9 protein-coding genes are annotated in these 12129 nt (G+C 41.3%); 8 read left to right on the plus strand and 1 reads right to left on the minus strand.

Annotation, left to right across the window (positions count from 1 at the left end):
- Nucleotides 1–180: 180 nt before the first annotated feature.
- A complete protein-coding gene (locus BLR37_RS16760; RefSeq protein ID WP_208599672.1) occupies nucleotides 181–2217 on the minus strand; it encodes a beta-N-acetylhexosaminidase in 2037 nt (678 codons plus the stop codon).
- Between the two features lie 442 nt (nucleotides 2218–2659).
- Here BLR37_RS16760 and mraZ point away from each other — a divergent pair, with 442 nt between their 5' ends.
- From mraZ to BLR37_RS16800, 8 genes are all read left to right on the plus strand, one after another.
- The gene (mraZ, locus tag BLR37_RS16765; protein WP_090770538.1) at nucleotides 2660–3127 is read left to right on the plus strand and encodes a division/cell wall cluster transcriptional repressor MraZ; all 468 of its coding nucleotides are present in this window, start codon (nucleotides 2660–2662) and stop codon (nucleotides 3125–3127) included.
- Complete coding sequence (rsmH, locus tag BLR37_RS16770; protein ID WP_090770540.1) at nucleotides 3117–4022, plus strand: 16S rRNA (cytosine(1402)-N(4))-methyltransferase RsmH; 906 nt, start codon at nucleotides 3117–3119, stop codon at nucleotides 4020–4022. Before mraZ ends, rsmH begins: the two co-directional genes overlap by 11 nt.
- Nucleotides 4019–4441 (plus strand): FtsL-like putative cell division protein, encoded by a 423-nt coding sequence (locus tag BLR37_RS16775; RefSeq protein WP_090770542.1) that lies wholly within the window; start codon nucleotides 4019–4021, stop codon nucleotides 4439–4441. The genes rsmH and BLR37_RS16775 overlap by 4 nt, the downstream gene beginning before the upstream one ends.
- Nucleotides 4431–6533, plus strand: coding sequence for a penicillin-binding protein (locus tag BLR37_RS16780; RefSeq protein WP_090770544.1), 2103 nt, complete (start codon nucleotides 4431–4433; stop codon nucleotides 6531–6533). Before BLR37_RS16775 ends, BLR37_RS16780 begins: the two co-directional genes overlap by 11 nt.
- A gap of 69 nt (nucleotides 6534–6602) precedes the next feature.
- A complete protein-coding gene (locus BLR37_RS16785; RefSeq protein WP_090770545.1) occupies nucleotides 6603–8060 on the plus strand; it encodes a UDP-N-acetylmuramoyl-L-alanyl-D-glutamate--2,6-diaminopimelate ligase in 1458 nt (485 codons plus the stop codon).
- A complete protein-coding gene (gene mraY / locus BLR37_RS16790) occupies nucleotides 8060–9307 on the plus strand; it encodes a phospho-N-acetylmuramoyl-pentapeptide-transferase (RefSeq protein WP_039473413.1) in 1248 nt (415 codons plus the stop codon). Before BLR37_RS16785 ends, mraY begins: the two co-directional genes overlap by 1 nt.
- A gap of 198 nt (nucleotides 9308–9505) precedes the next feature.
- The gene (gene murD / locus BLR37_RS16795; RefSeq protein WP_090770547.1) at nucleotides 9506–10894 is read left to right on the plus strand and encodes a UDP-N-acetylmuramoyl-L-alanine--D-glutamate ligase; all 1389 of its coding nucleotides are present in this window, start codon (nucleotides 9506–9508) and stop codon (nucleotides 10892–10894) included.
- A gap of 14 nt (nucleotides 10895–10908) precedes the next feature.
- Nucleotides 10909–12096, plus strand: coding sequence for an FtsW/RodA/SpoVE family cell cycle protein (locus BLR37_RS16800; RefSeq protein WP_208599673.1), 1188 nt, complete (start codon nucleotides 10909–10911; stop codon nucleotides 12094–12096).
- The last annotated feature ends 33 nt before the right edge of the window (nucleotides 12097–12129 follow it).

The following is a 12129-nucleotide window of genomic DNA, read 5'->3' on the forward strand; positions in this document are numbered from 1 at the left end:
CTGGGAACGTATTTCAGAATTTTCTTTGCTACAAAGAAATAGTTTTAATCCCGCTTATGCAAATTATTTTTAATGAGTCTAAATAAGTAAAATTAGAATTCGATAGTCATGGTTAGAAATAAGATTGCCTTTAAGTCCAATATGCACACGAATTCATGCACATATTGGAACCGGGATTTATTATTTGCTTTCTACCACATTTAGCCGGTCGGCCGGGCTCAGGTTATAAGTAAAGTTGCCGTAGCTTTCAGTTCCTTTAATGCCCTTAACTTCTGCTCTCAGTTCGTACTTCGCCTTCGGATTATAACGATTAAGCTGCAGGTGATACAAAAAGGTTTTTACCTTATTGGTACCCCTAAATTTATCAGCGATCCCAACGTGTTCGTCCTGCGCTACTGCCTTACCATCCTGAAGTAGTTCCACCTTTCTGATTTCCATGAAATTAGCCCCGCTCGTGTAAAAGAACCCTGCGGTAATGCGGCCGTTTGCATAGGTTTTTTTGGTCACATCCCAGCTAAGGGGCTGGTATTCGCTGCCGATTTCTTTGGCTGTCCATTTGCCCGAAATATAGCCACCCGGTTTATAATAATCTATTTTGAGCAAGTCAAGGCGCTTTAGGTTATTGGTTAAGCGTTCCCTGAAACCGTCCAGGTCTCTATTCCCTTTTGGTATCCAGGCTATTTCAGCAAGTGCGAGTAAACGCGGGAAATTCTGCACGTTCATGTCTTTAAGATCCTGGGTTATGGCAGTCCATTGATTGGCTTGTACGCCTAAAATAAATTTTGCCTCATCTTTATTTAAGCCTGTTTCAGGCTCGTAATTATATACCTTTTCTAAAGAGTTGATGTTGCCGTAAGCCAGATCGCTCATGGTACCATCGTTACGGTCGGCCTGGGTAATATCGAAGTAAAGCGGGTCGGTAGGTGTGGCTACTGCATAAAAGCCATTCTTTGCGGCGTCGGCAATAGCCTCATCGCCCAACCACGACATGATTGCTGTTTCTTTGGTCAGATTTTTTGCATCGCTTAAAATATCGTTCCAGCCAATTGGTTTTTTGCCTTTACCTTTAATAATGGTAGAAATGCGCTGCACAAAATAACTTTGCAGCTCATTGGTATTCTTTAGCGATTTCTCTTTCATGAAGGCCTGTACGTGTGGCTCTTTTTCCCACAATACATGCCTTACCTCATCTCCACCGAAATGAATATAAGCCGAAGGGAAAAGGTCGGCTAGTTCAGTAAATACGCCATCTAAGAATTCGTACACTTTTTCATTGGTTGGGTCGAGGGTATTTGGGGTAAACTGGTTGCCCCAATGTGACCACGAATCCAAAAATGGAAATACATAATCTGGTTTACGGTTTTGGTTTACGCCCAGTTCGGGATAGTCCAATACGGTAGGCCAGGAGTGGCCGGGTACATCAATTTCGGGAATAATGGTAATATTCCGTTGGGCGGCATATCTAACCAGCTCACGGATTTGCTCCTGCGTATAAAAACCACTTCTTTCGGCAGGTTGGTTGGTGCTTTTATCAAATAAAGTAGTTTTGGTACTGGTAAGCAGCGGATACTTTTTAATTTCAATCCGCCAACCCTGGTCGTCGGTTAGGTGTAAGTGCAGTACATTTAATTTATACAACGCCATCACATCCATATATTTCTTCATCACCTCTACACCATAAAAGGTGCGGCTAACATCCTGCATGTAACCGCGCCAGCTGTAGCGTGGTTTATCGGTAATTTCACCGCAAGGAATGCTCCATACTGAGTTGCCATTGGTTTTGCCTTCAATCTGTACAGGCAATAACTGCCTGATGGTTTGGGTGGCATTAAATATCCCTGCGCCAGTTTTGGCATAAACGCTGATGGCAGTTGGCGTAATCCTGATACAGTAACCTTCTTCACCCAGGCTGTTCAAGGTATCTGATACCATAAATAAAATGCCCTGACTTTGGTTGGTTAAGAGCGAAGTTTTAGCTTTTATACCAGTGCTACCGGCTAGTTGAGCAATGAATACGCTTATTGGTGCCTGCGCTCGCGGCTGGTAATAAATAGGTGTGGTAGGTTTGAATTCAAATTTACCTGTATGGGCGCTAACTGATAATGGTTTAGGGATAATACTGTTTAAAGAGAGATTGCCGGGCTCGCTTGTTTGGGCAAAACCGATGGAAGCGCTTAAAGTCAGCGCTAGCATCATTTTCAGAATTTTGGTTTTCATTTTTAGTGTTTAAGGGTGAGTTTAACCCAAATTAGAGATAAACCAGCGATAAAGAAAATGCAAATAACGGGCAAACGTTTGCGTAATCGCCATCTATCATGAGATATTTTGGAAGTGGGAGGTTTTCCCAAAAATTGAATAATTAAACTTAAAAAATGGGGGTGATGGGGAGGTTTTAAAACCTATAAATGAGCGCTTTTAGGTAAATCTTCGAAATTTATGGGCAAAAATGGGCCAGTGTGACACTTTTAGTTAATTTGTTTTTAATTGCCTTATTATCAGTGTATAGTGGTTTTAAGGGTGTGCCAATCTATATATTCTGGCTATATTGCATCCTCCAAATTGTAACAAAAACGATGTGGAAAACTTTTTTGTGGTAAAAAGTGGTAAAAAGTGGTAGAACTCTTTACTTTTACACTAGATAAAAAGTGTAGATACCACTATGACCCAACTTTTAGGAGAATTTGATTGTAAACTTGACGCAAAAGGTCGCCTTATGGTGCCTGCTGCGCTTAAGAAACAATTGCCTAATGCCGAGAATGATGGGCTCATAATTAACCGTGGTTTTGAGAAAAATTTGGTTATCTATCCTAAAAATGTTTGGGACGCTGTTGTAGCCGATCTTGCCAAGCTTAATATTTACGATCAGGAAAACCGTGCCTTTGTAAGGGCTTTTACGCGTGGGGCAACTGAGCTTTCGCTTGATGCTGCTGGTCGTGTGCTGTTGCCGAAATCTTTGGTTGAGTATGCGGGTATCGGTAGTGATCTGGTTTTGGCTTGCCAGTTAGATCGTATCGAGGTTTGGGATAAAAAATCTTATGAAGATATTTTTGATGATGTGCCGGCCGATTTTGCCAGTCTGGCTCAAAAAGTAATGGGCGATAAGAAAGGAGGCTCGGATGGAGAATAATTACCATGTGCCTGTAATGCTGCAGCCATGTATTGACGGCTTAAATATTAAGCCAGATGGGGTGTATGTGGATGTTACTTTTGGTGGCGGCGGTCATTCTCGGGAGATTTTAAAGCACTTGGGGCCGAAGGGTACTTTAATTGCTTTTGATCAGGATCCGGATGCGCAGGCCAATATTCCTGCTGATGATCGTTTCGTGTTCATTGATCAGAATTTCGGTTTCCTGAAAAATAACCTGCGTTTAAAAGGTTTCAGGCAGGTAGATGGTATTCTGGCTGATCTAGGGGTTTCTTCTCATCAGTTTGATGTGCCTGAGCGTGGCTTCTCGATTCGTCATAATGCGGATTTGGATATGCGCATGGATCAGCACCGTAATTTAACTGCTGCCGAGATTCTCAATACCTATACAGAAGATAAGCTGCATAAAATTTTTGGGATTTATGGTGAGGTGAAAAATGCGAAGTCTTTGGCTCGTGCTGTTGTTACTGCACGTTTAGAGAAGCCCTTTACTGATATCGATAGCTTAAAGTCGGCTATATCGGCCAATATTCCTAAAGGAAAAGAAAATAAATACCTGGCGCAGGTTTTTCAGGCGCTCAGGATAGAAGTGAACGCAGAAATTCAGGTGCTTGAAGATTTTTTACAGCAAGCAGCTGAGGTGTTGAAACCTGGTGGTCATTTGGTGGTGATGTCTTATCATTCCCTGGAAGACAGGCCAGTAAAAAACTTTATGGCCAAAGGGAAGTTTCAGGGTGAGGTAGAGAAAGATTTCTTCGGGAACCAGCAGAAGCCATTTAATGTAATCACGCGTAAAGCGATTGTAGCCACTGACGAGGAGATTGCAAGAAACAATCGGGCTCGTAGTGCGAAATTAAGAATTGCAGAAAAAATATGAACAGGTTTAGAGAGGAGATAGAAGAAGAGGAAGCTGGACCTGAGCCGGAGTTAAAAGCTGCGCCCAAAAAGCCAAAAACTGCTGAAGAGAAGATGGATAGTAATTCCTTTATCAGCAAACTTTTTAATGATGGATTAGTAAGTAAAGAGGCGGCAACTGATGCTTTGCCTTATTTGTGTTTTTTGGCCTTTCTGGGGATGGTTTACATTGCCAATAGCCATTTTGCGGTAAACAATGTGCGCCGGATTGATAAGTTAAATAAAGAAGTAAAAGAATTGCGATGGGAGTATAAATCGCTAAAGGCCGACCTGATGTTTAAAAGTAAACTGACGGAAGTAGCTAAAAAGGTTGATACTTTGGGGATAAAAGAACTGATTGAACCACCAAAAAAAATAATTGTTAAAAGCGATGAATATTAGAGCAAACATCTTGCTTCGTGTATATCTGGCATTTGGCTTAATTGTGCTTTTTGCTTTCGCGGTGTTTTTACGCCTCGGTCAGGTGCAGTTTGTACAGGGGAAAAAATGGAAAGCTATGGCAGATAGTCTTTCTACACGATATGTGAGCGTGGAGGCAACCCGTGGTAATATTTATTCTAATGATGGCAGTTTGCTGGCTACTTCAATTCCGGAGTACGAGTTGCGTATGGATATGTTTGCCGGTGGTATTGCAGAAGATAAAGTATTTAACGAAAAAGTAGATTCGCTGGGTTATAAACTGGCGCAGATTTTTCAGGATAAAACAGCAAAGGAATATGCGCGTTACCTGCGTAAAGGCCGTCAGGATAGTGCGCGTTATTTATTAATCCATCGTAAAGTGGGATATGCCGATCTGAAAACGATCAGGACTTTTCCGCTTTATAATATCGGTAAGTTCAGTGGTGGTTTAATAGCTGTGCAGCAAAATAAACGCATCCTTCCTTTTCAGGCTTTAGCGGCCCGTACAATTGGTTATAAAAACGAGAATGTGGCTAACGGGGTAGGTTTAGAAGGTGCTTATAAAGAATATATCAACGGTGAAACCGGAAAAAGGCTCATGCAGCGTATCGCTGGTGGGGTTTATATTCCGGTGAATGAAGAGGCGGAAGTTGCACCAAAAGATGGAGCTGATATTATTTCTACCATCGATGTGAATATGCAGGATTTGGCACAAAGTGCCTTAGAAAAGCAGTTGATTAAATCGCAGGCCGATCACGGTACAGTGATTTTAATGGAAGTGGCAACAGGCGAAATCAGGGCAGTAGCCAATTTCTCTAAAGTAGAAGAAGGTGTTTACAAAGAGAAGTTTAATTATGCCATTGCAGGTAACCAGGATCCGGGTTCGACTTTTAAGCTGGCCTCTTACATGGCACTCTTGGAAGATAAGCTGATTGATACCAATACCATGATTGGAACAGGGTACTACCAGATTCCTGGCAAGCTGATTACAGATTCGCACCCTAAAATTGAAACGGTTACCGCAAAAAAAGCCTTCGAAACCTCTTCTAATGCTGCAATTGCAAAGCTGATCAATATGCACTACGGTAGCGATCCGATGAAATTTACCGATCACCTGTATGATTGGCAGTTGAACAAAAAAATGGATCTGCAAATTCCAGGAGAGGCAACGCCGGTGATTAAAAATATAAAAGCGAATAGAAGCTGGAACAAAAACATGACCCTGCCTCAAATGGCTTATGGTTATGAAATGAATTTGACACCATTAAAAATGCTGACCCTGTATAATGCGGTGGCTAACAATGGTAAAATGATAGCGCCGATTTTCGTAAAAGAGATCAGAAGGCTGGGTAATCCGATTGAGCAGTTTAAGGCCAGGGTAGTAAATGATAAAATCTGTTCGGATGTTACTTTAAGCAAAGTAAAGAAAATGCTTGAAGGGGTGGTAACCGAAGGTAGTGGAAAGCAGATCGTTTACAATCCGCTATATCCGATTGCAGGTAAAACCGGTACAGCGCAGGTAGCTGATGCGAATAAGGGTTATAAAGCAAAAAAACAATATCAAGCATCTTTCGTAGGGTATTTTCCTGCAGATAAGCCAAAATATTCGATGATTGTGGTAATTAACGATCCACAGGGAGGCTATTATGGCGCTACGGTGTCAGGACCAGTATTTAGGGAAATTGCCGACCGCATTTATGCCAGCGATATGCAGATGTATAATGATGTGCCAACGCGATTAGTAGGTAATACCGGTACGCCGCCAACAAAAGCAGGGCAGAGCAAAGCCACACAAAAAGTATATAAAGCATTTGGGTTTAAGCCGCTTTTTGCTTCGAAATCTGAATACTACAATATAATAGATACCAGCGCTGGAACCATTTTTCAGGAGAATAACGAGCGTAAAGGGGTAATGCCAAACGTAGCGGGAATGGGACTTAAAGATGCCTTGTATCTTTTAGGAAATGCGGGATTGAAAACAAAGGTTTTTGGATCAGGCAAAGTAATCAGTCAGTCGATAGCTGCTGGTACAAAAGTGGGCAAAGGGTTAGGTGTACAAATAGAGTTGAATTAAGGTAGAAGGCGGAGGGTGGAAAGGCTGAAGGTCTTGATACTCGATACTGAATACTAAAAAATAAATAAAATGCAATTACAAGATTTACTTTACGGTGTAACGATTAAAGAATTGGTTGGTAAAACCGATAGGGAAATCAATGCGCTGAATTTCGATTCGCGTAAGGTAGGTAAAGGTGATGTTTTCTTTGCAGTAGTAGGTACACTGGCCGATGGGCATCAGTTTATCGATCAGACTATTGCCCAGGGAGCTACCGTGATTGTTTGCGAAAACCTGCCCGAAAATCCAAATGCAGAAGTTAGCTACATTAAAGTAGATAATACTTCGGTTGCTTTGGGTGTTATGGCTGGTAATTATTTCGGCAATCCTTCTGCAGACTTAAAGCTTGTAGGGATTACCGGCACAAACGGAAAAACCACCATTGCAACCATTTTATTTAAGCTATTTAAAGCGCTGGGGTATAAAACTGGATTATTATCAACGGTTGAAAATTACATCAATGATACCGTGGTGCCTGCTACGCATACTACACCAAACCCAATTGCACTTAACCAGCTTTTAAGGGATATGGTAAACGCGGGTTGCGATTACTGCTTTATGGAGGTAAGCTCGCACGCAGTGGCCCAGCACAGGATTGAGGGTTTAACTTTTGCAGGTGGGGTATTCTCGAATATCACACATGATCACTTAGATTTTCATAAAACTTTTGATAGTTACCTCAAAGCTAAGAAAGCATTTTTTGATGGCTTGCCTAAATCAGCCTTTGCATTAACCAATACCGATGATAAAAACGGTATGGTGATGTTGCAGAATACAAAAGCACATAAAAAAACGTATGCGCTTAAGCAGTTGGCTGATTTCAAAGCTAAAATTATCGAAAATCAGTTTAGCGGTTTGCACCTGGATATCGATAACGAGGATGTTTACTTTAAACTGGTTGGCTCTTTTAATGCTTATAACTTACTTGCAGTGTACGGTACCGCTGTTTTGATGGAACAGGATAAATTAAAAGTATTGACGCTTTTAAGTAGCTTGTCTGGAGCTGAAGGCCGTTTTGATTATATCACCTCACCAGATAAGATTATTGGTATTGTGGATTATGCGCATACACCAGATGCTGTGCAGAATGTGCTGAGCACCATTGCCAATATCCGCAAAGGTACCGAGCAGGTGATTACGGTAATTGGCTGTGGTGGCGACCGCGATAAAACGAAACGTCCGGTGATGGCACAGGTGGCTTGTGATTGGAGTGATAAAGTGATTCTTACTTCCGATAACCCCCGTACTGAGGATCCGCAAACCATTATTAGCGAAATGGAAGCCGGCGTATCGCCAAGCAATAAGCGTAAAACATTATCCATTTTAGATAGAAAAGAAGCCATTAAAACAGCTTGTCATTTGGCTCAGCCAGGCGATATTATTTTAATTGCCGGAAAGGGACATGAAAAATACCAGGAAATAAACGGTGTTAGAAATCATTTCGATGATAAAGAGATTTTACTTGAACAATTAAACCCAATCAGCTAATGTTATATTTATTATTCGAATACCTGCATAAGCATTACGACATTCCCGGATTGAGGTTGTTTCAATACATTACCTTCCGTGCTTCGGTATCCATCATCTTGTCGCTGATTATTACTACGGTATATGGCCGCAGGTTAATTGATTATCTGCAGAAAAAGCAGGTTGGCGAAACCGTAAGGAATTTAGGTCTGGAAGGCCAGATGCAAAAGCAAGGTACGCCAACAATGGGTGGTATCATCATTTTGCTGGGTATTTTAATCCCTACATTGCTTTTTGCCAATATTTCCAATATCTATGTCATCCTGATGATTATTACCACCATCTGGATGGGGGCAATTGGCTTTTTGGACGATTATATCAAGGTTTTCAAAAAGAATAAGGAAGGTTTGGCCGGCCGTTTCAAAGTAGTGGGGCAGGTTGGTTTGGGATTAATCGTGGGTACCACCATGTATTTCCATCCGAATATTGTGGTGCGTGAAACTGTTCAGGATAATGTTAAAAATACCTCCTCGGTGCCGATGGTGCTGCGTCAGAAAGGTGAGACATTTTACTATACGCAGGATGTAAAATCGAGTAAAACCAATATGCCTTTTTATAAGAACAATGAGTTCGATTATGCGAAAGTGCTTAAGTTTTTAGGTGGCGATTATCAGAAATATGCTTTTATCATTTTTCTTGCCTTTACCGTATTTATTATCACGGCGGTTTCGAACGGTGCTAACATTACTGATGGTATAGACGGGCTTGCAACGGGTACTTCTGCTGTTATTGGTATAACGCTGGGTATTCTGGCTTATGTTTCGGGTAATACCATCATGGCCGATTACCTGAACATCATGTACATTCCCAATTCGGCCGAGCTGATGATTTTTGCAGGTGCATTTGTTGGGGCATGCGTGGGTTTCCTTTGGTACAACTCTTATCCCGCTCAGATTTTTATGGGCGATACCGGAAGTTTAGCCATAGGAGGGATTATTGCAGCTTTCGCACTCATGATCCGTAAAGAGCTGTTGATCCCGATTTTATGCGGCGTATTCCTGGTAGAGTTGGTGTCGGTAATTATGCAGGTTTCTTACTTCAAATACACCAAGAAAAAGTTTGGAGAAGGACGCCGGATTTTCCTGATGTCGCCTTTACATCACCATTATCAGAAAAAGGGATATCACGAAGCAAAAATTGTTACCCGCTTCTGGATCATTGGAATACTGCTGGCCATTATGACCATTGTAACACTTAAGCTAAGGTAGTTTAAGGTGGAAGGTTTAGAGGTTGATTAAATAACGAAAAAAATATACTTGAATGCCCCAGGTGTTTCAGGTAATAAAAAAGACCGAAGTCGGAAAGTCGGAGGTCTGAAGACATAAAGATTAAAAAAATAAAAAGTAGTGAAGGTGAGATGGTGTCTTGATACCTGATACTAATTACTTAATACTAAAAAGATAAAAATGAGCACAAGTAATATCACATCAAGCAATACTACGTCAGCAATGACCGGGCAGGGCCGTGTGGTTATTCTTGGTGCCGGCGAAAGTGGCGTTGGTGCTGCAAAGCTGGCGCAAGCCAAAGGTTTTGAGGTATTTGTTTCCGATTTTGGCGTAATTACCGATAAGTATAAAGCTGCTCTTGAAAAAATGGGTGTTCCATTCGAATCTGAAAAGCATACTGAAGAATTGATTCTGAATGCTGCAGAGGTGATTAAAAGCCCGGGAATTCCACCTACAGCGCCAATTGTAAAAAAATTGGTTGCTCAGGGCATACCGGTGATTTCGGAAATCGAGTTTGCCAAACGCTATACCAATGCTAAAACCATTTGTATTACAGGTTCTAACGGAAAATCGACCACCAGTTTACTAACCTACCACATTCTAAAAAATGCAGGTTTGAACGTAGGCCTGGCAGGAAACATCGGGCAGAGCTTTGCAGCGCAGGTAGCTACAGATCATTATGATTATTATGTGCTGGAAATTTCGAGTTTCATGCTCGATGATATGTTTCAGTTCAAGGCAGATATTGCGGTTTTATTGAATATCACACCCGATCATTTAGATCGCTACGATTATAAAATGGAGAACTATGCAGCATCAAAAATGCGCATTACCCAAAACCAGACAGCTAATGATGTTTTCATTTACTGTGCAGATGATGAGGAAAGTTTAAAAGCTATAGCTATTGCTCAACCTCTTGCCAAAACCTATCCTTTTTCAATTGTTAAACCGGTTGAAACAGGCGCTTATTTAGAAGAAACAACTATACATATCCTTACTGAACCAAATAATCAATTAACCATGTCTATTTCAGATTTAGCCTTACAGGGCAAGCACAACGTTTATAATTCTATGGCTTCTGGCATTGTTGCTAAAGTTTTAGAGTTAAGAAATGATTCTATCCGCGAAAGCATGGGTAATTTCAAAAACATTGAACATCGCCTCGAGCATGTAGCCAAAATTTCTGGAATCGATTTTATCAACGATAGTAAAGCTACCAATGTAAACTCTACATGGTACGCTTTAGAAAGCATGACCAGCGATGTGGTGCTTATTATGGGGGGTGTTGATAAAGGCAACGACTACAACATGCTTAAAGATTTGGTAAAAAGCAAGGTTAAGGCTATAGTTTGTTTGGGTAAGGACAACAAACGTATACACGATGCTTTTGAAGACGATGTAGACGTGATAGTAAATACTTTTTCGGCTGATGAGGCTGCGCAGATCGCATTCCATCTGGCTAAGCGTGGTGATACGGTTTTGCTCTCACCAGCTTGTGCAAGTTTTGATTTGTTTAAAAATTATGAAGACCGCGGTAACCAGTTTAAAGCGGCAGTTAGAGAATTATAATAGGAGACTCAGTTATGTTGCAGGCACTACTTGATAAAACAAAAGGCGACAGGTGGATCTGGTTGATCATCATCCTGCTTTCGCTTATATCTGTAATGGCGGTGTACAGTGCAACGGGAACTTTAGCGTATAAAAAAGGCGAAGCTGTTGAAAAGCTTTTGCTGACCAAGCACCTGATTTTTGTGTTGATGGGTATAGGTATGATTTATATCGCCCACCTGCTCGATTACCGCTATTATGCCGGTATTTCGAAGGTGTTGATGATTGTAACCATTCCTTTGCTGTTTTATACGCTGATATTCGGAACCAACTTAAACGATGCATCGCGCTGGGTGAAAATCCCGGTAATCGGTTTAACGTTTCAAACTTCCGATTTGGCTAAGCTTGCATTAATTACATTTTTGGCGCGGATGCTCACCAAAAAACAAGAAAATATTAAAGATGTAAAAGAATCATTTATACCAATTATGGGATCGGTTTGTGTAGTGTTTGTGTTAATTGCACTAGCCAACCTCTCTACAGCATTGATGTTGTTTGGTGTAAGTATTTTGCTGTTAATTATCGGAAGGATCAGTATTAAGCAGATTGCCATAGTATGTGCTGGCGGCTTTATCCTGTTAATGTTTGTTTTCTTTTTAGGTCCAAGAAGGAAAACCTACATGTCGCGTATAAACTCGTTTATGCACCCCGAAATGCAGCATTCAGATAAAACTTTCCAGGCAGATCAGGCAAAAATTGCCCTGGCTACTGGTGGTGTTTTTGGTAAAGGACCAGGTAATAGTACACAGCGCAACTTCCTGCCACACCCGTATTCCGATTTTATTTTCGCCATTATTATTGAAGAATGGGGAACACTGGGAGGAATTGTTATTATGATACTATACCTGGTGCTTTTATACCGATGTATCAAGATCGTAACGCGGGCCCCCAAGGCATTTGGAGCGCTGCTCGCAGCCGGGCTGAGCTTTAGCCTCACCATTCAGGCTTTTGCCAATATGGCTGTAGCAGTTGGTTTGGGGCCTGTAACAGGGGTTCCGCTTCCACTGGTTAGTATGGGGGGGACCTCAATGATTTTTACCAGTGTGGCCTTTGGTATTATTTTGAGTGTAAGCCGTGATGTGGAAGAAAATGCAAAACTGACTTCGAAAGAAGAAAAAACAAATAATAAAATCATCGTAGGCGAGATTCCAGCGATAGCTTAAATAGATAGATCGTCATTGCGAGGAAGAATGACG

The sequence above is a fragment of the Pedobacter soli genome, assembly GCF_900101435.1.
GTDB classification, from domain to species: Bacteria; Bacteroidota; Bacteroidia; order Sphingobacteriales; family Sphingobacteriaceae; genus Pedobacter; species Pedobacter soli.

Excerpts from the sequence above, each read along its gene's own strand:
- BLR37_RS16760 (WP_208599672.1), bottom strand. The coding sequence starts at position 2,217 with ATGAAAACCAAAATTCTGAAAATGATGCTAGCGCTGACTTTAAGCGCT.
- mraZ (WP_090770538.1), top strand. The coding sequence starts at position 2,660 with ATGACCCAACTTTTAGGAGAATTTGATTGTAAACTTGACGCAAAAGGT.
- rsmH (WP_090770540.1), top strand. The coding sequence starts at position 3,117 with ATGGAGAATAATTACCATGTGCCTGTAATGCTGCAGCCATGTATTGAC.
- BLR37_RS16775 (WP_090770542.1), top strand. The coding sequence starts at position 4,019 with ATGAACAGGTTTAGAGAGGAGATAGAAGAAGAGGAAGCTGGACCTGAG.
- BLR37_RS16780 (WP_090770544.1), top strand. The coding sequence starts at position 4,431 with ATGAATATTAGAGCAAACATCTTGCTTCGTGTATATCTGGCATTTGGC.
- BLR37_RS16785 (WP_090770545.1), top strand. The coding sequence starts at position 6,603 with ATGCAATTACAAGATTTACTTTACGGTGTAACGATTAAAGAATTGGTT.
- mraY (WP_039473413.1), top strand. The coding sequence starts at position 8,060 with ATGTTATATTTATTATTCGAATACCTGCATAAGCATTACGACATTCCC.
- murD (WP_090770547.1), top strand. The coding sequence starts at position 9,506 with ATGAGCACAAGTAATATCACATCAAGCAATACTACGTCAGCAATGACC.
- BLR37_RS16800 (WP_208599673.1), top strand. The coding sequence starts at position 10,909 with ATGTTGCAGGCACTACTTGATAAAACAAAAGGCGACAGGTGGATCTGG.